This window comes from Bacillus sp. FJAT-27231 (assembly GCF_001183975.1).
GTDB lineage: Bacteria > Bacillota > Bacilli > Bacillales > Domibacillaceae > Pseudobacillus > Pseudobacillus wudalianchiensis.
In genome coordinates this window covers 3,261,805-3,279,028 of record NZ_LFZU01000001.1, presented here as the reverse complement: position 1 = coordinate 3,279,028, position 17,224 = coordinate 3,261,805, and the positions used below count along the sequence as shown (strand labels likewise).

Sequence of the window (17,224 nt, the reverse complement as noted above, 5' to 3'; positions counted from 1 at the left end):
AAAACTACAGGAGGAATGAAACATGGCTAAAAAAATGCCGGAGATCGGGGATTACAAATACGGCTTTAGAGATAAAGATGTTTCAGTGTATCGCTCAGAGCGCGGCTTAACACGTGAAATTGTTGAAGAAATCTCTAAGTTAAAAGACGAGCCAGAGTGGATGCTGGACTTCCGCTTGAAGTCACTAGAACATTTCTACAATATGCCTATGCCACAATGGGGTGGGGATTTATCGGCTCTTAACTTTGACGAAATTAATTACTATGTAAAACCATCTGAGCGTGCTGAGCGCTCATGGGATGAAGTACCGGAAGAAATCAAGCAAACGTTTGATAAGCTGGGCATTCCGGAAGCAGAGCAAAAGTACTTGGCCGGTGTTTCTGCGCAATATGAATCTGAAGTAGTGTATCACAACATGAAAGAAGATTTAGAATCACTTGGAATTGTTTTTAAAGATACAGACTCTGCTTTAAAGGAAAACGAAGATATTTTCCGTAAGTATTGGGCAACGGTTATTCCGCCAACTGATAATAAATTTGCAGCACTAAACTCAGCTGTTTGGTCAGGTGGTTCCTTTATCTATGTACCACCAGGCGTGAAGGTAGATACGCCGCTGCAAGCTTATTTCCGTATTAACTCTGAGAACATGGGGCAATTCGAGCGTACGTTAATTATTGCGGATGAAGGGTCTTCTGTTCACTATGTAGAAGGTTGTACAGCACCAGTGTACACAACAAACTCATTGCATAGTGCGGTTGTTGAGATTGTGATTCGTAAAGATGCTTATTGCCGTTACACGACGATCCAAAACTGGGCGAACAACGTATATAACCTCGTAACAAAGCGTGCAGTATGTGAAGAAAACGCAACGATGGAATGGATCGATGGAAATATCGGTTCTAAGTTAACGATGAAATACCCAGCGGTTATCTTAAAAGGTGAAGGAGCGCGTGGCTTAACCCTATCCATTGCGATTGCTGGTAAAGGCCAGCACCAGGATGCTGGTGCCAAAATGATCCACTTAGCGCCGAATACATCTTCCACTATCGTATCCAAATCGATTTCGAAGCATGGCGGAAAAGTAACCTACCGCGGTATTGTTCACTTCGGCCGCAAAGCAGACGGTGCACGCTCTAACATCGAGTGTGATACACTCATCATGGATAATCAGTCGACGTCTGATACAATTCCATACAATGAAATCTTAAATGATAACATTTCACTTGAACATGAAGCGAAAGTGTCTAAAGTATCTGAAGAGCAATTGTTCTATTTAATGAGCCGCGGCGTTTCCGAGGAAGAAGCGACAGAAATGATCGTTATGGGCTTTATCGAGCCATTTACAAAAGAACTTCCAATGGAATACGCGGTTGAAATGAACCGTTTGATTAAGTTCGAAATGGAAGGGTCTATCGGTTAATTGTTCATCTGGAAGGGCAGCCCACGGGCTGCCCTTTTTTCTTCCTTGTAAAGAGCTGAGAAGCAGAGGGCATGAACAATCAACTGCCAATAGTTTAGTTTCTAACGTCAAGTGGATAATAATTAAGGAATAGTCTTTATATGCTAAAATAAAAGCGAGGTGGATGCCGATGTTATACGTAGGTGTGACGGGATGGGGCGATCATGACACGCTATATAAAAGCGGGATTGCTGCTCGTGATAAATTAAAGGAGTATGGAGCTCACTTTCCAACGGTGGAAGTGGATGCAAGCTTTTATGCCGTACAGCCATTACGCAATATGAAAAAATGGGTAGATGAAACGCCAGAGAGCTTTCAATTCGTTGTGAAAGCCTATCAGGGCATGACTGGACACGAACGGGGGGAAATCCCTTTTGAATCGAAGGAAGAGATGTTTCAGGCGTTTATCGAGTCGCTTGTACCAATGAAAGAGGCTGGAAAGCTGGCGATGGTACTGTTTCAGTTTCCGCCATGGTTTGATTGCCAGCGCAAAAATGTCGAGTATTTACGCTACTGTAAAGAACGGATGGGCGATGCGCCGATTGCTGTTGAATTTCGCCATCAATCATGGTATTCGCCAGCTTTACTTGAAAAGACGATTACTTTTTTAAAAGATGAAAAATGGATTCATACAGTCTGCGATGAACCGCAGGCAGGGGAAGGCTCTATTCCTATTATTTTACAAGCAACCGATCCGGAGAAAACACTCGTACGTTTACATGGCCGTAATAAACAGGGATGGCAAAAGCAAGGCAATAAAAATTGGCGTGAAGTTCGCTACTTATACCGTTATAATGAAAATGAATTGAATCAGTGGGTCGAATTTACTAAGAAACTTCAGCAGCAAAGCAAGCATGTCTACATGCTGTTCAACAATAACTCTGGTGGTGACGCCGCGGATAATGCTAAGCAGTTTATTCAGTTGGCCGGCTTAACCTATGAGAATTTGGCCTCGCGCCAGCTAGATCTGTTTTAAGGAGGACCAGCTAATGGAGTGGATTGTACTAGTAGCCATCGGTTTTGCAGCTGGCTCACTTGGAGCACTCGCGGGGCTTGGAGGAGGTATCGTCATTGTTCCCTCTCTTCTTTTTTTAGGAACATCGACAGCACTATTGACGACTATTTCCCCCCAACAGGCGGTCGGCACATCACTCGTCACTATGATTTTCACAGGCTTGTCTTCTACACTGGCTTATATGAAATATAAGACCGTTGATTATAAAAGCGGTCTGCTTTTTTTCATCGGAAGCGGGCCCGGCGGAATTGTCGGTGCCATTGTAAATAAAGAGTTAAGCACTCATTCGTTTTATGTTTATTTTGGTATCTTTATGATTGTGATGGCGATTGTTTTAATCTTTCGCTCGAAAATAAAGCCGCTGCCATCAAGGAAGACAAAGGGGGTTACCCGAGAGTTTATAGAGAGGGATGGCAAGGTCTATACATATAGCTTTCAATCAGGGACAGCCATCTGTATTGCTTTTATTGTAGGGTTTTGTTCGGGCATTTTCGGTATTGGCGGAGGAGCGCTCATGGTGCCTGCGATGATTTTATTATTTGCGTTCCCGCCGCATGTAGCGGTAGCGACATCGATGTTCATGATCTTTTTATCAGCGATGGTCAGCTCAGTGACGCACGTCGCATTAGGAAATGTTCTCTGGCTGTATGCTGTGTTACTCGTTCCAGGCGCCTGGGTTGGAGCGAAGTTTGGTGCTTTTTTAAATACGAGGCTGCAATCTAATGCCTTAGTGATGGTATTGCGGATCATTTTAATCCTTATGGGCATTCGATTAATTTATGAAGGGCTGGCTTAACACAGGAGGAGGGTGAGAGTTTGAAAGAGACCATCCATATTTATCATACGAACGATCTTCATAGTCATTTTGAGAATTGGCCGCGTATTCAGCGTTTTCTGAAGGCTCGGAAAAGATGGCATGAAGAAGAAGGCGAACACGTGTTGATCTTTGACATTGGCGATCATGTGGATCGGTCGCATCCGATGACGGAAGGATCACTTGGCAAGCGGAATATTGAGCTGTTGAACGAAGCCGGCTATGACGCGGTTACAATCGGAAATAACGAGGGAATCACCTTGCCGAAAGAAGGGCTCGATAGGTTATACGATAATGCTCAATTCCCTGTTGTGCTTGCTAATCTTTATGATCAGAGCGGTGAGCGTCCAAAGTGGGCTCAGCCTTTTCGTTTTTTTCACTTATCTAATGGGATGACGTTGGGGATCACGGGTGCTACTGCTTTTTTTTCAGGGGCTTATGAGCAGCTTGGCTGGAAGCTGTCCCAGCCGCTTGATGAATTAGAGAAGCAGGTAAAAGAAATAGGTCCGACATCTGATATCGTCGTCGTTCTTTCCCATTTAGGGATTTATGAGGATGAAAAAATGGCCTACTCTCTCCCAGAGGTAGACGTTGTACTAGGTGCTCATACACATCATCTGCTTCATGAGGGAAAGGAAGTGGAAGGGACGCTGCTGGCGGCAGCTGGCCGGTTTGGATATCATGTTGGGCATGTGATGATTGAAGTCGACACAGAAACGAAGCAAATCATCGGAAAACGAGCACGTGTGTACAATACAGCGGAAGAGTTGCCCGCCTCGGCGGATGAGCAGCAGGAGATTGAAGAATACGAGCAGGAAGGGAAGCAGATGCTTAGTCAACCGGTGATCTCTTTGCCTCAGCCGCTGAAGAGTGACTGGTTTGCCCCTTCTGAATTGCCGCAGCTGCTTTGCGAAGCGTTAAGAGAGTGGTGCAAGGCAGATGGTGCCTTGTTAAATGCTGGACTTTTTCTTGGCGGTCTTCCGGCGGGAACCGTCACGAAATACGACATTCACCGAATGCTTCCTCATCCGATTAACCCTTGTCTTATTGAAGTGTCAGGAGCGGAATTAAAGGAAGTATTGAAGCAGACAACAGACGACAAGTGGCCTCATTTAACGATTAAGGGGCTTGGTTTTAGAGGAAAAGTGATGGGGCGGTTTGTATATGATCGCTTAGGGATAGACATGGACGGTTATCGCTTTACGATTGATGGGAAAGAGATTATCAATGACCAGCAGTATAAGCTAGCGACATTAGACATGTTTGCCTATGGACAATTTTTCCCACAGCTTTATCGGTCGCCGTCCAAAAAACATTTTATGCCTGAATTTTTACGTGATGTGATGGAGTGGAAATTGCTTCGTCATGAGTTTCATCTTGAGGAATAAAACTTTGTTGCATGATCCTTTCTTTTTTTAGCATACATTAGCTAAGAAGGAGGGATTTTTTTGGCTGCACAAAAAAGGTGGAGATCGAAAAGAGGGCCACTCCCTCTTCGTTATGTATTTCTTATTACGCTTGTTTTATTTACCTTTTCGACTGCTGCTAGTTTATGGATCATTAATAAAAACGTCAAGCCGACATTGATTGGCTACGCTCATGCTGAAACGAAAAAGATTGCGGCCTTGGTCATCAATAAAGCCATTAATAAAAAGGTCGCCAGTGTAATGGATATTAATGACATTATCGAAAGTGATCCAAATAATCCATCAACTACAAAGCTGAATGCAAAAATTATTAATAGAGTCATGGCCGAAACAACGAATTTGGTTCAGTTAAACTTAAAAGAGGCCGAACGCGGCAATCTGCAGGCATTGGAATTGTTGTCTGACGTGGAGATTGAAACAGATCAGAAAGATAAAACGGAAGGGATTGTATATTACGTTCCGCTTGGGCAAGTCACCAACAACGTTTTATTAGGAAACCTTGGTCCCAAAATCCCGATTCGATTTCATGCTATCGGTGAGGTAACGTCTAATGTAAAATCGAATGTAAAGCCATACGGTATTAACAATGCCTATGTAGAAGTCTTTATCGAAGTAGAAGTAAACGTACAAATTATTGTGCCATTTGCTACTGATATGACCACCGTTATACAGGATATTCCGGTAGCGATTGGGATGATTCATGGTGATGTGCCCGAGTTTTATAATAGCGGCGGGAGCATGACACCTGCTATTGAGCTGCCATCGAAGAAGTAGGGAGGGGGAATAGCAAAATAACAGCCTTCTACACGTCTTTTATGTCAAAAAGCCGGCTAGCCACTCAGGAGCCGGCTCTTTCCCATTGTCTTAAGTGCGGATAAGGATCAAAGGACCATTCTGTGCGTCCATTGTCTTTATACATTCCGTAGTGGAGGTGAGGAGGGAATTTTCCAGAAGTACCAGGTGGCCCATACCCTGTACTCCCAACTCCGCCGATTATGGTGCCGGGTTTAACGACTTGTCCTAGCTGTAAGTCTTTTGCAAAGCCATTTAAGTGGGCGTAATAGTGGTACGTATTGTTAATGTCACGGATACCGATTCGCCAGCCGCCATAACGATTCCAACCTTTCATTTCAACAATGCCGTAAGAAGTAGAGCGGACAGGAACACCATAATCAGCAAAAATATCAGTCCCTTCGTGAATGCGGCGTCCACCCCATCCTCGGGCATCCCCCCATGTATTTTTAAATGTGTAATTGAAGCGGCGGGGAAGAGGAAATGCTTTTTCTTGAAGGTCAAGCTTTCCAAATGCTTTATACATCCTAGCATTGCCTATAATGATACTAACTGCTTTGTCTCGTCCGTAATAGCGCCAGAGGGCAATTTTAATGTTATCATGATCTGTTCCATACGCTAGCAAATATTTGCCAACGGCAGCAAGGACATCTTCTCCATTTAACCGATCAGCTTTTTGGTCACCATTTCCATCTGCCCCTAACCCTTGAAAAGCTGCAATCGTAGCTGGATTCATATCTTCTTGATTAGGATTTAAGGGTCCAGCCCATTTACTTTCAGGAATATAAATAGAAACCGTATCAGGTTCAGGCAAGTCTTTGCGGACAAAGCGTAAATTTCTCTCATATTGATCCATACCAGCAAAATAGTACCAAGGAATGGACGTAGCAGCTTCCATTTTCTTGAATAGCTCTATTCGTGTCTTGTACATTTTTTCATCTTTTTTTAGATCAGCTGCTTCAACAGGAAGGACCATTAAAGAAAAAATAATAAATAAGAGCCAAAGCGATTTTTGCAATATAATTCTCTCCCTTTTAGCGTTCTTGATTTATTTTGTGGAATTCTGTTTGTTTCATGCAGAAAAACGTCTAAAAAACATGAAAAGGGCTAGAATTGTGTTAGAATATGGACTGTGGTACAGTGGCTAGAGAATTGTTTTTCTTTTGGAAAATCAGCTATTTGGTCGAAGAAGAATGATGGGAGATGAAGAGATGAGTAAGAAAGAGGAACATTTACGCAAACCAGATTGGTTGAAAATAAAATTAAATACAAATGAAAACTATACAGGCTTAAAAAAGATGATGAGGGAGAAAAACCTCCACACAGTATGTGAAGAAGCAAAATGCCCTAACATTCATGAGTGTTGGGCGGTGCGCCGGACAGCTACGTTCATGATTCTTGGAGATGTGTGTACGCGTGCTTGCCGTTTTTGTGCAGTCAAAACAGGCTTGCCGACTGAACTGGATTGGGCAGAACCGGAACGGGTAGCAGATTCTGTTCAGCTAATGAATTTGAAGCATGTTGTCGTAACAGCTGTGGCTCGTGATGATTTAAAAGATGGCGGTGCTGCTGTTTTTGCGGAAACAGTGCGGGCGATCCGACGCAAGAATCCGTTTACTTCTATTGAAGTCCTTCCTTCCGATATGGGAGGAGTAGAAGAGAATTTAAAAATGCTGATGGATGCACGGCCAGACATCTTAAATCACAATATTGAAACAGTCAAGCGCTTAAGCCCGAGAGTTCGCGCCCGTGCTACATACGAACGCTCCCTTGAATTTTTAAGAAGAGCAAAAGAAATGCAGCCTGATATTCCAACAAAATCAAGCATTATGATCGGTCTTGGAGAAACAAAGGAAGAAATCATCGAAGCGATGGATGATCTTCGTACAAATAATGTAGACATTGTGACACTTGGCCAATATTTACAGCCTTCAAAGAAACATTTAAAGGTACAAAAATATTACCATCCGGACGAATTTGCAGAACTTCGTGAAATTGCCATGACAAAAGGCTTTAGCCACTGTGAAGCCGGTCCGCTTGTCCGCTCCTCTTACCACGCAGATGAACAAGTAAACTCAGCATCAAAAGCCAAACAAGAACTCGGCGAAAAAGAAACACTAGAAGCGTGATAAAGAAAAGCGGAGCCGACTGTTCTGTCCCGACAAGCATAAGACGAAATGGCGAAGTGGCGTTCTTCAGCCACACAGCCAGATCGGCTTATGACCTCGAGGGGCAAGGAGACGCAGCTGGACAAAGAGAAAAGCGGAAGGTGCTTGCTCAGCGGCGTATGGACTGGACGGCTCCGCATGAGATAAAGGAAACACGAAGAGTGAAAGCGATTCGATGTTGACTTATCGCAAGAAGGAGCAGGAAGTCCGCTAGCCGTTAAGCGCCTGCAGCTGGACAAAGAAAAGCGGAAGGCGCTTGCCCAGCACGATAGCCGATTGGAGCTCTCGACGAGAAGTCGCTTTTCAGACTTCGACAGAGAGAGTGAAATCGGCGTACGTGCTAGCGCCTGCAGCTAGACAAAGAAAAGCGGAAGGTGCTTGCTCAGCACGATAGCGGATTGGAGCTCTCGACGAGAAGTCGCTTTTCAGACTTCGACAGAGAGAGTGAAATCGGCGTACGTGCTAGCGCCTGCAGCTAGACAAAGAAAAGCGGAAGGTGCTTGCTCAGCACGATAGCGGATTGGAGCTCTCGACGAGAAGTCGCTTTTCAGACTTCGACAGAGAGAGTGAAATCGGCGTACGTGCTAGCGCCTGCAGCTAGACAAAAAGAAAAGCGGAAGCGGCCTGTTTAGCCCGATAGGAGGTTGGAGGTCTCGACAAGGAGTCGTTCTTTGACTCCGCCAGAGAGACCGAAACCGCCGTACGGGCTGGCCGCTGCAGCTGGACAAACTAAAAGCACCCGGTCTCTAACGGTATCAAAGATTGATGCGAAGAGAGAAACCGGGTGTTTTTAGTTAGCTGCCTCCGTTAGTAAAAGGGTTAGCTCGACCAGGTGTATGATCTTGATCGTCTGGTCCAGTCGTCCAGTTTGTGCCTGGAGTACCTGTTGTTTGCGGAGTTCCAGTTTTTTGTGACGTGCCTGATTCGTTGCCATTCATTCCCTTATTGCCAATCGTCCCATTGTTGTTATTCATTCCATTTGATCCGTTCATTCCGCCATTTTGATTATTTCTTCTATCCGCTTTTGTATAGCCTTGAGGCGAATTTTGCTTCATTAGTTTTACAGTACGGCCGATAGAATCACGAGCTACATCCATCCCGCCATTTGTTTGTGCAATATTTTCAATATCACGGCGCAAGTCGGTATCATCGGTCAGGTAGACGCGGTACCAGCTCGGCACAACGCTTAAGGCTGTTCTTTTTACTTGTTCGGCTACTCCTCTGCGGTCTTTGGCATCTTTAGCATCGGTATTATAAGCAATTAATACTTCCTGGTCTGTCACGAGTACAGAGGCATCATTCACTTTTGGAAGATCAAGGCTTAACCGGCCAATCGTGTCTGCTGTTCGCTCCCTATCAAGAACATGCATGTTCCGAGAAGAAACGGATTGTCCTCGAACGGTTCCCTTTTGGTGGCGGACATAACCGAAGCCATCTTGTCTATTGTTGGTCATGAGGCCGCCTCTGTCAGAACGGTCGTTTCTATCCATTCCGCCAATTCTGCCATCTACGCCATTTCCACGATCTCCGTTATACATATCGTACCGGTCACGGTCATATCGGTCAGCAACGTTTATTGTATTACGGTCCCGATTGTTACCATCGCCGGCAAGGTTGTTTGTATCGTTTGCATTACAGCCAGCCATCATTAAAAAACTGGCAACTCCCACAGTTAACAATGGTTTTTTCATGTTAACACCCCCTCAACACGTAGATTGCCCCTTTTTGCTTATTTTTTTCTTAGTAATTACTGGCTGATCGGCTATAATAAAGGAAGAAGAAAGGAATGAGGAGAGATGATTTGCATTCAAAATCATTGCTATGAGGTCATTGAAGAGCGAAGCGATGGCTTTAATGAAGAAGTATTCCGAGAACGCTACAGCGACATCTTAACGAAATATGATTACATTGTCGGGGATTGGGGATACGGCCAGCTTCGCCTAAAGGGGTTCTATGAAGATGCGAACCAGAAAGCTACATTTGATTCAAAAATTAGCACGCTGAAAGAGTACTTATATGAATACTGCAACTTCGGCTGCGCCTATTTCGTTGCCAAAAAAGTTCAAAAATAAAATCGAGCAAGATGACTCGATTTTATTTTTTATCTTATGCTGTTTTGAGGGATAAGCTTCTAATTGGAAAAGAAATAAGAAACCCCCTATCATCCACTGTTTTACATCGAGCCCTTTGCTCGATTTTTTTATGTGTTCGGAGGGATATCTTGATACATCCTTACTTGATCTTTTTCCTTATCATCATGCGTCGGGTGCGCTCCTGGGAATCGACGCGGCAGTCCCTGATGAAGAGACTTATTTTCGTAATTGAATGCTGAATAAAAACGCTGTCCTTCTTCCCATGGTGAAGATTTATTTTCCACAGGCTCGTCTTTTCCGCGCGGTGCTCCATAAGGGCCTTCTGGTGTTTGTTCCACTGTTAAATAGTTGCGCATTGTTTCTACATTAGAAAAATCGGTATATTCTTCATCATTAAAGAACATAATCATTACCTCCGGCTGCTTTATGGTTATACAGCTTTAACTACCTCGTTTTGCCTACTGAAATCTAGTGAAGTGATAAAGCCTTCATTATTAGCATGCCCGGCAGCGCTTTGACTATGCTTTAAATGACTTCATATAAAAAGTCACGGAGCTCGGCTGCTTCCTCTTCAGTCAGCTTAAATACATGCTCAAGATACCCTGGTTCTTCTAAATCATCCCGACCGATAATGGCAAAGCGGCTGCCTTGAATATCTAACACAATACGCTTTCCAAAATAACGATCCGTCTGCATTAAAGCGAGATCAAAGCGTTGGTGCTCTCCCATAAAGCTAACATATCGTGTTTTCGTTGGTTCAGTTTCATCGTAAAGAAAAAATCTTTCTGTCATAGCGTGTCACTCCTGTCTATTTGTTTCGATTGTACCATGATTCACCTGGGACGAAGATGTGTTTTGTTTATAGATTCATGATAAAATAAAGAGGAAATCAAAGAAAGTTAAGAGAAGAGGTGCCCGTCGTGTATTTTGTGGATCGGGGGAAAATTGAAGAAATTCTGAAGTATATGGAGGCTAAGCTGTCTGTCTTTGCTAAACAGCCACAATGGGAAGCAGCCATTGAACAGGCGGCTTTAGAACGAATCGCTCATATCGTGATTGAATCTATGCTCGATGTTGGCAATGCCATGATTGATGGCTTTATTATGAGGGATCCGGGCAGCTATGAGGATATTGTTGATATCCTAGAGGATGAACAGGTTATTGAAAAAGAAGCGGCCGCTTCGTTAAAAGCTGTTGTGGCCTTAAGAAAAATGCTCGTTCAGCACTACACCGCTGTTGATTACAAGGAAGTAAAGCGAGTGTTTGAAGAGAATTTTTCTGCGCTGGAACAGTTTCCAGCACAAGTAAGAGCCTACTTAACAAATGAATTAGGACCAGTTTCTGCATTTAAGCCATAACCATTTCGCGCTTTCATTATGAAAGCGTTTTTTGTTCATAAGGAGGAAACATGAAGGCATATAAAGGATACTTGATTGACTTAGATGGCACGATGTATCGGGGTACAGAAGAAATAAAAGAAGCGCGTCATTTTATTAGCCGTTTAAAGGAAAAAAATATTCCTTATTTATTTGTTACTAACAATTCATCGCGTACACCGGCTCAAGTAGCAGAAAAGCTGAACCGATTTCACATTCCTACTGAGCCTGAACAAGTATTTACAGCGGCCATGGCCACAGCTAACTATATTTTTGAGAGGGATAAACAAGCTGCTATTTATATGATTGGGGAAGAAGGGCTTCGTTCAGCATTGAAGGAAAAAGGGTTTACCCTTGTGGAACATGAGCAGCCAGATGTTGTTGTATGCGGGATTGATCGCCATATCCAGTATGAAAAATTAGCGGTGGCCTGTCTTGCAGTGAGAAATGGAGCTGCATTCATCTCGACAAACGGGGATATTGCTATTCCTACTGAGCGCGGTCTTCTTCCAGGCAACGGTGCTCTCACGTCGGTCATCGCCGTGTCAACAGAAACAGCTCCTACTTTTATCGGGAAGCCAGAAGCGATTATTATGGAACAAGCCCTCCAAGTACTTGGCACGACGAAAGAAGAAACATTAATGGTTGGTGACAATTATCAGACTGACATTTTGGCGGGGATCCGGGCGGGGATCGACACATTGCTTGTTCATACGGGCGTGACAAGGAAGGAACATCTCGCTGGAGTAGAAGAGCAGCCGGTTTATACAAGAAATAATCTCGATGAGTGGGAAATATAGGATGAGCCGTGTGACAGGCAGTTAAGGCCGGTAAATCAAGAGAAATGGCTCGTAAGTTGCTTTTTATGGTCGGTACATCAATAAGAATCATCAGTACAAGACACAAGACACAAAACACCCGGTTTAGCATGAGGCTAAACCGGGTGTTTTGTTATTCTGCGTTGGCCGCCTTATGGGCAAGACGGCTAGAGGCAGCTGCTGCTATAGCGCCTACGATATCATCGAGGAATGTGTGAACCTTACCAGTAGATTTATCATTCAAGTGCTCTAAAATGCCAGGCTTCACCTTATCAATGTATCCGTAGTTGGTAAAGCCGATTGATCCATAGACATTCACAATGGCAAGCGCTAGAATTTCATCCACACCATACAGGCTTTCATCGCTCGCAATGATAGATTGCAACGGCTCATCGAGCTGGCCTTGCTCCGCCAGCACGTCGAGCTGTATACCCGTTAAAATGGCATTTTGCACCTCGCGCTTTTGTAATACTTTTTCTATATTTTTTTTACATTCTTCTATTTCAAGATTGGGATGGTACTTTTTTTGCAAAAACATTACTAACTCAGCGATATCATCTACTGTTACTCCTCTTTCACCGAGCCAGCGGCGTGCCGTTTTTTCGGACATGCTCATTACTGATTTGTCTTCGAGAGTCATACGATCACCTTTTTCTCTAATATGTTAATAATGAATATTTTCCCTGTAATAAGAATTCCAGGTGAGATAAAGAAATTCCTTTTTTTTATTAAAAAAGTACTCTGTTACCTATATACCCTTAAGCTGTACAGACTATTCAATGAAAATGAAGAAGAGGAGGAGAGAAAGCAAATGGATGGCAAGCAAATATTAATGAAGCATTTTAATATACAGGCAGAACGGGCACCATTTCGCTCAGAAGCAATGTGTTATGAAAGAGATGGGTTACTTTATCATATTATGGACGTTACCAAGAAGGAACAACAATATTTATATGAGCTTCATCAAATGTCCCGGCACATGGTGCAGCAGGGGGAAAAGAGAACGGCTGTATTTTTGCCTGCTGTAAATGGCCGATTTTTAATAACAGAAGAAAATAAAGATTTCGTTGTGCTTGTAAGCAAGCGGCCGTCTTCGATAAAAGCTGTCACTGGCAGAAAGCTGGCGCATTTTCACTTAAGAGGTCAATCTCTTTCTTTTCAAATAAACTCAGCAAGCGAATTAGGCAAATGGAGAGAAAAGTGGGAGCAGCGGCTAGAAAAGCTAGAAAAAGGCGTTAGTCAGTTAGTAAGAGAACAAGATGATCCTTTTGCGCGTCTGATCGTGGAGTCCTTCCCTTATTATATGGGGTTAACAGAAAATGCTCTGCAGTATGCAGCTGATACGGATATTGATGCCCCCCCGCAACAATGGGATTCAGGGACTATTTGTCACTCTTTATTTAATGAACAGGCTTGGTTAAGGGAGCCTGCTGTTCATTTGCCGTTCAATTGGGTATTTGATTATCCTGCACGAGATATAGCGGAATGGATACGATCTGAATATTGGAGAGGCTCTTTGTTTTACCGTACACGTTTTATCGACTTTATTAGGCAGTACGAGCAAGTTAGGCCGCTATCTTCTTTTTCCTGGCGATTGATTTATGCCCGTCTATTATTTCCGGCCCATTATTTTGATTGCGTAGAAAATTATTTTTCCGCTGCTTCCTTCCACCGGAGAAAAGAAAATGAAGAAATATTAAAGAAATATACGGCAAGTTCACATGAGTATGAGCAGTTTTTAGGCTTCTTTTATGAGCAAGCAGGACTGCCAGCCAATCAGTTAAATATGCCGATTATTAGTTGGCTCAGATAATCTTTTGCTGAAAAAGGAGCATTTATCTGAATTATGCTAAAATGAAAAGGTGAATAATAGAAGAAAGCAGGTGGAGATTTGAAGCCGCTCGTATATGTAACTCGAAAGCTTCCGGAAGAAATTGTAGCAAGGTTAAAGGAGAATTATGAAGTCGACATGTGGTCAAAGGAGGACGTGCAAGTTCCTCGAGAAGTGTTGCTAGAAAAGGTACAAGAGGCAGATGCTCTTTTAACGGTAATTTCAGACCGTATGGATGAAGAAGTATTTGCAGCAGGAAAGAATTTGAAAGCCGTTGCGAATATGGCTGTTGGTTATGACAACATTGATTTGGATTCAGCGAGCCGTCATAATGTAGCTATCTGCAATACGCCGGATGTATTGACCGATACGACAGCTGATTTGGCCTTTGCCCTACTCTTAGCGACAGCCCGCCGGATGATTGAAGCAGCAGAGTTTGTGAAACAAGGCGAGTGGAAAAGCTGGTCGCCTATGCTTTTAGCTGGTACAGATGTTCATCATAAGACAATCGGTATTGTTGGTATGGGGAAAATAGGAACAGTCGTTGCCAAACGGGCTGCCGGTTTTGATATGGAAATCATTTATCATAACCGTAACCGCCATGAAGTAGCCGAGGAAATGCTCGGTGCTCGTTATTGCTCATTAGATGAATTGCTCGGGGAAGCTGATTTTGTTATTTGTCTTGCTCCGCTGACAAAGGAAACAAAAGGCATGTTCCAGCGTGAACAATTCCAAAAAATGAAGAAAGACGCTATTTTTATTAATGCAAGCCGAGGGCCGATTGTGAATGAAGAAGCGCTGTATGAGGCACTTCAAGCAGGGGATATTGCGGCGGCTGGTCTTGATGTATTTAATGAAGAACCAATTGGTGCAGATCACCCTCTTCTTCAATTGAAAAACGTGGTAGCACTGCCTCACATCGGCAGTGCTACGAAAGAAACTCGGATTGCTATGATGGAAACATGCTGTGATAACTTAGAGGCAATCTTTGCGGATCGGGCTCCAAAAACCCTTGTTAACAAAGATTTTTTAAGCTATAGAAGATAGAAACAGCTATAGTGAGAGAACAGGGGAGATTTTACAACCCGAACAATCCTTTTACTTAAGCAGAGATACATAAAAAGCAGAGGCTCCGCATATTGGAATCTCTGCTTTTTTTATTTATCAGCTAAATGTAAAGCTTGTTTACCGCTTAGATTAAAATACTTGCTCTACTTCAACGACACCTGGTACTTCTTCTAAAAGAGCACGCTCAATTCCCGCTTTAAGGGTAATAGTGGAGCTTGGGCATGATCCGCATGCGCCAAGAAGGCGAAGTTTCACAATGCCATCCTCTATGTCTACTAATTCACAGTCGCCGCCGTCACGAAGCAAAAATGGGCGTAATTTATCTAATACTTCTCGTACTTGCATTTCCATTTGTTGTTCTTCCACTATGATACACTCCTTTCTCATTCTCTCTTTTATTATAATGATTATAATGAGAAAAATCCATCTATTGATAAAGATTTGGTCAATGAGAATTCTTATTTCTTTAGTATGAATTTTTCGTTAAAATAAAGATAATAAGGGAAGGGGGAGGAATGATGGAAAAGAAAGTCGAAATTACCATTTATGGAACCGAACAGCTTTGTCCGAGCTGCGTAAATCTGCCGTCTTCTAAAGAAACGTATGAGTGGCTTGAAGCGGCTATTTCAAGAAAATATCCGAACCAGCCGTTTACTATCAGCTATGTAGATATCCAGTCACCGCCGGATGATGAGAAGAAAAAAGCGTTTGCGGAAAGAGTCATTGAGGAAGATATGTTCTATCCTGTTGTGCTGTTAGAGGATAAGATCGTCGGAGAAGGAAATCCGAAGTTAAAAACGATTTACCTTGAAATGGAGAAGTACGGGTACACAGCTGTTCATGAATAAGTCACGGATGACTTAAATAAGTCATCCGTGACTTAATAAAAGACTGTCTATTCTTAATAATATAAGTATTAACGCCTTTTTAAATGTTGGCATGCTTTTTGCATATAAGATCAGTGTAGAAATTATTTTTTAGAAAAGGGGTAAGAACATCATGACAAGAAAATTTGCAAAGGTTAACGGCAGCCTTCCAGGCGAAAAGGCAAAGAAATTATTAGAGAGAAGACAAAATGCTGTGCCAAAAGGCGTATCAAACGGTGTACCAACTTTTGCTGAAAAAGCGGAAGGTGCATTAATCCATGATGTTGATGGCAATACATTTATCGATTTTGTTGGTGCCATTGGTGTAATGAACGTTGGTCACTGCCATCCAAAAGTGACAGAAGCACTTCACAAGCAAGTTGATCAATATATTCATCCTGGCTTTAACGTAATGATGTATGAGCCATATATTGAGTTAGCAGAAAAGTTAGCAGCGATCGCTCCTGGAGACCATGAGAAAGAAGTAATCTTCTTTAACAGCGGTGCGGAAGCAGTAGAAAACGCGGTAAAAATCGCCCGTAAATATACGAAGCGTCCAGGCGTTGTTTCCTTCTCCCGCGGGTACCATGGCCGTACACTATTAACCATGACAATGACAAGCAAAGTAAAACCTTATAAATATGAATTTGGTCCATTCGCTCCAGAAGTATACAAAGCACCTTATCCATACGCTTACCGTCGTCCAGAAGGAGTAACGGAAGAGCAATATGAAGATATGATTATTGAACAATTCCGTGACTTCTTTATCAACGATGCAGCACCAGAAACGATTGCCGCTGTTGTAATGGAGCCGGTACAAGGTGAAGGTGGATTTATCGTTCCATCTAAACGCTTTGTTCAAGCTGTTTATGAAGAGTGTCAAAAACACGGCATTATCTTTATCGCAGATGAAATCCAAGCTGGTTTTGCACGTACTGGCCGCTACTTCGGTATCGAGCACTTTGATGTTGTGCCTGATTTAATCACTGTTTCAAAATCAATGGCAGCAGGGTTGCCAATCAGTGGTGTTATTGGCCGCAAGGAAATTATGGATGCTTCTACTCCAGGAGAACTTGGCGGAACATATTCTGGAAGTCCGCTTGCTTGTGCAGCCGGACTAGCCGTTCTTGATATTATTGAAGAAGAAAACCTAAATGAGCGTGGTGCAAAATTAGGCGAGGCTGTCATGAACCGTCTCCGTCAGCTTGCTGAAAAATACGAAGAAATCGGCGATGTTCGTGGACTTGGCTCAATGTGTGCAATGGAATTAGTAAAAGACCGTCAAACAAAAGAGCCTAACAAAGAACTAACAAACTTGCTTGTTAAAGAAGCAAATGACCGTGGCCTGTTATTAATGAGTGCGGGAGCTTACGGCAACGTATTGCGTCTCTTAATGCCACTTGTTATTACAGATGAGCAGGCAGAAGAAGGATTAGATATTTTAGAAGAAGCATTGGCAGCAGCTGTTGCTCAACTAGCTGTTCAAGCATAAATTCT

At 43.1% G+C, this 17,224-nt stretch carries 19 protein-coding genes and 1 pseudogene; 14 read left to right on the top strand and 6 right to left on the bottom strand.

Translation table 11 applies throughout. From position 1 onward, the window contains the following. Positions 1-22: 22 nt before the first annotated feature. The 5 genes from sufB (at position 23) to yunB (ending at position 5,489) form a co-directional block, all read left to right on the top strand. A complete protein-coding gene (gene sufB, locus AC623_RS15805) occupies positions 23-1,420 on the top strand; it encodes a Fe-S cluster assembly protein SufB (RefSeq protein ID WP_049664108.1) in 1,398 nt (465 codons plus the stop codon). 169 nt (positions 1,421-1,589) lie between these two features. Beyond that, positions 1,590-2,435 (top strand): DUF72 domain-containing protein, encoded by an 846-nt coding sequence (locus AC623_RS15800; RefSeq protein ID WP_049664103.1) that lies wholly within the window; start codon positions 1,590-1,592, stop codon positions 2,433-2,435. A gap of 13 nt (positions 2,436-2,448) precedes the next feature. Beyond that, complete coding sequence (locus tag AC623_RS15795) at positions 2,449-3,270, top strand: sulfite exporter TauE/SafE family protein (RefSeq protein ID WP_049664102.1); 822 nt, start codon at positions 2,449-2,451, stop codon at positions 3,268-3,270. Between the two features lie 20 nt (positions 3,271-3,290). Beyond that, positions 3,291-4,676 carry a bifunctional metallophosphatase/5'-nucleotidase gene (locus AC623_RS15790; RefSeq protein ID WP_049664098.1) on the top strand — a complete coding sequence of 462 codons (1,386 nt, stop codon included), beginning with the start codon at positions 3,291-3,293 and terminating at the stop codon, positions 4,674-4,676. 60 nt (positions 4,677-4,736) lie between these two features. Then, the gene (gene yunB, locus AC623_RS15785; protein WP_049664096.1) at positions 4,737-5,489 is read left to right on the top strand and encodes a sporulation protein YunB; all 753 of its coding nucleotides are present in this window, start codon (positions 4,737-4,739) and stop codon (positions 5,487-5,489) included. 64 nt (positions 5,490-5,553) lie between these two features. On the opposite strand, the gene AC623_RS15780 is transcribed toward yunB, so the two are convergent. Next, the gene (locus tag AC623_RS15780; RefSeq protein WP_049666705.1) at positions 5,554-6,483 is read right to left on the bottom strand and encodes a M23 family metallopeptidase; all 930 of its coding nucleotides are present in this window, start codon (positions 6,481-6,483) and stop codon (positions 5,554-5,556) included. A 220-nt stretch (positions 6,484-6,703) separates the two neighbouring features. Here AC623_RS15780 and lipA point away from each other — a divergent pair, with 220 nt between their 5' ends. Both lipA and AC623_RS15770 read left to right on the top strand, forming a co-directional pair. Continuing rightward, entirely contained in the window at positions 6,704-7,636 is a 933-nt protein-coding gene (gene lipA, locus AC623_RS15775; protein ID WP_082174447.1) for a lipoyl synthase, read from the top strand. Next, on the top strand, positions 7,633-7,857 hold the full coding sequence (locus AC623_RS15770; protein WP_049664087.1) for a hypothetical protein: 225 nt from the start codon (positions 7,633-7,635) through the stop codon (positions 7,855-7,857). The genes lipA and AC623_RS15770 overlap by 4 nt, the downstream gene beginning before the upstream one ends. Positions 7,858-8,469: 612 nt before the next feature. On the opposite strand, the gene AC623_RS15765 is transcribed toward AC623_RS15770, so the two are convergent. Beyond that, positions 8,470-9,366, bottom strand: a complete 897-nt coding sequence (locus tag AC623_RS15765) for a YhcN/YlaJ family sporulation lipoprotein (RefSeq protein ID WP_049664084.1) — start codon at positions 9,364-9,366, stop codon at positions 8,470-8,472. Between the two features lie 105 nt (positions 9,367-9,471). On the opposite strand from AC623_RS15765, the gene AC623_RS15760 reads away from it, so the two are divergent. Then, a complete protein-coding gene (locus AC623_RS15760) occupies positions 9,472-9,747 on the top strand; it encodes a YutD family protein (protein ID WP_049664082.1) in 276 nt (91 codons plus the stop codon). 128 nt (positions 9,748-9,875) lie between these two features. Here AC623_RS15760 and AC623_RS15755 read toward each other — a convergent pair whose 3' ends face one another. Both AC623_RS15755 and AC623_RS15750 read right to left on the bottom strand, forming a co-directional pair. Beyond that, positions 9,876-10,172, bottom strand: coding sequence for a hypothetical protein (locus tag AC623_RS15755; protein WP_049664079.1), 297 nt, complete (start codon positions 10,170-10,172; stop codon positions 9,876-9,878). A 121-nt stretch (positions 10,173-10,293) separates the two neighbouring features. Further along, the gene (locus AC623_RS15750) at positions 10,294-10,560 is read right to left on the bottom strand and encodes a DUF3055 domain-containing protein (protein ID WP_049664076.1); all 267 of its coding nucleotides are present in this window, start codon (positions 10,558-10,560) and stop codon (positions 10,294-10,296) included. Between the two features lie 128 nt (positions 10,561-10,688). On the opposite strand from AC623_RS15750, the gene AC623_RS15745 reads away from it, so the two are divergent. Together AC623_RS15745 and AC623_RS15740 are read left to right on the top strand one after the other, a co-directional pair. After that, positions 10,689-11,126, top strand: coding sequence for a DUF86 domain-containing protein (locus tag AC623_RS15745; protein ID WP_049664072.1), 438 nt, complete (start codon positions 10,689-10,691; stop codon positions 11,124-11,126). Positions 11,127-11,176: 50 nt separating this feature from the next. Beyond that, on the top strand, positions 11,177-11,944 hold the full coding sequence (locus AC623_RS15740) for a TIGR01457 family HAD-type hydrolase (RefSeq protein ID WP_049664069.1): 768 nt from the start codon (positions 11,177-11,179) through the stop codon (positions 11,942-11,944). Between the two features lie 151 nt (positions 11,945-12,095). Here the strand turns inward: AC623_RS15740 and AC623_RS15735 are convergent, their stop codons facing one another. Then, a complete protein-coding gene (locus AC623_RS15735) occupies positions 12,096-12,602 on the bottom strand; it encodes a phosphatidylglycerophosphatase A family protein (RefSeq protein WP_049664064.1) in 507 nt (168 codons plus the stop codon). Between the two features lie 171 nt (positions 12,603-12,773). Here AC623_RS15735 and yutH point away from each other — a divergent pair, with 171 nt between their 5' ends. Then, positions 12,774-13,775: a spore coat putative kinase YutH gene (yutH, locus tag AC623_RS15730; protein ID WP_049664060.1), complete on the top strand. Its 1,002-nt coding sequence runs from the start codon at positions 12,774-12,776 to the stop codon at positions 13,773-13,775. A gap of 78 nt (positions 13,776-13,853) precedes the next feature. Beyond that, positions 13,854-14,840, top strand: a complete 987-nt coding sequence (locus AC623_RS15725; protein WP_049664055.1) for a 2-hydroxyacid dehydrogenase — start codon at positions 13,854-13,856, stop codon at positions 14,838-14,840. 150 nt (positions 14,841-14,990) lie between these two features. On the opposite strand, the pseudogene AC623_RS15720 reads toward AC623_RS15725, so the two are convergent. Further along, positions 14,991-15,288: pseudogene (locus tag AC623_RS15720) on the bottom strand (NifU family protein). 88 nt (positions 15,289-15,376) lie between these two features. On the opposite strand from AC623_RS15720, the gene AC623_RS15715 reads away from it, so the two are divergent. Beyond that, positions 15,377-15,709 (top strand): YuzD family protein, encoded by a 333-nt coding sequence (locus AC623_RS15715; protein WP_176713772.1) that lies wholly within the window; start codon positions 15,377-15,379, stop codon positions 15,707-15,709. A gap of 148 nt (positions 15,710-15,857) precedes the next feature. Beyond that, the gene (gabT, locus tag AC623_RS15710; protein WP_197091019.1) at positions 15,858-17,219 is read left to right on the top strand and encodes a 4-aminobutyrate--2-oxoglutarate transaminase; all 1,362 of its coding nucleotides are present in this window, start codon (positions 15,858-15,860) and stop codon (positions 17,217-17,219) included. The last annotated feature ends 5 nt before the right edge of the window (positions 17,220-17,224 follow it).

What these genes read in the sequence shown, in the direction of transcription:
- AC623_RS15760 (WP_049664082.1), top strand. Translation starts at nt 9,472, where the DNA reads ATGATTTGCATTCAAAATCATTGCTATGAGGTCATTGAAGAGCGAAGC.
- yutH (WP_049664060.1), top strand. Translation starts at nt 12,774, where the DNA reads ATGGATGGCAAGCAAATATTAATGAAGCATTTTAATATACAGGCAGAA.
- AC623_RS15795 (WP_049664102.1), top strand. Translation starts at nt 2,449, where the DNA reads ATGGAGTGGATTGTACTAGTAGCCATCGGTTTTGCAGCTGGCTCACTT.
- AC623_RS15740 (WP_049664069.1), top strand. Translation starts at nt 11,177, where the DNA reads ATGAAGGCATATAAAGGATACTTGATTGACTTAGATGGCACGATGTAT.
- AC623_RS15765 (WP_049664084.1), bottom strand. Translation starts at nt 9,366, where the DNA reads ATGAAAAAACCATTGTTAACTGTGGGAGTTGCCAGTTTTTTAATGATG.
- AC623_RS15755 (WP_049664079.1), bottom strand. Translation starts at nt 10,172, where the DNA reads ATGTTCTTTAATGATGAAGAATATACCGATTTTTCTAATGTAGAAACA.
- AC623_RS15800 (WP_049664103.1), top strand. Translation starts at nt 1,590, where the DNA reads ATGTTATACGTAGGTGTGACGGGATGGGGCGATCATGACACGCTATAT.
- AC623_RS15750 (WP_049664076.1), bottom strand. Translation starts at nt 10,560, where the DNA reads ATGACAGAAAGATTTTTTCTTTACGATGAAACTGAACCAACGAAAACA.
- AC623_RS15735 (WP_049664064.1), bottom strand. Translation starts at nt 12,602, where the DNA reads ATGACTCTCGAAGACAAATCAGTAATGAGCATGTCCGAAAAAACGGCA.
- lipA (WP_082174447.1), top strand. Translation starts at nt 6,704, where the DNA reads ATGGGAGATGAAGAGATGAGTAAGAAAGAGGAACATTTACGCAAACCA.
- AC623_RS15780 (WP_049666705.1), bottom strand. Translation starts at nt 6,483, where the DNA reads ATGGTCCTTCCTGTTGAAGCAGCTGATCTAAAAAAAGATGAAAAAATG.
- sufB (WP_049664108.1), top strand. Translation starts at nt 23, where the DNA reads ATGGCTAAAAAAATGCCGGAGATCGGGGATTACAAATACGGCTTTAGA.
- AC623_RS15715 (WP_176713772.1), top strand. Translation starts at nt 15,377, where the DNA reads ATGATGGAAAAGAAAGTCGAAATTACCATTTATGGAACCGAACAGCTT.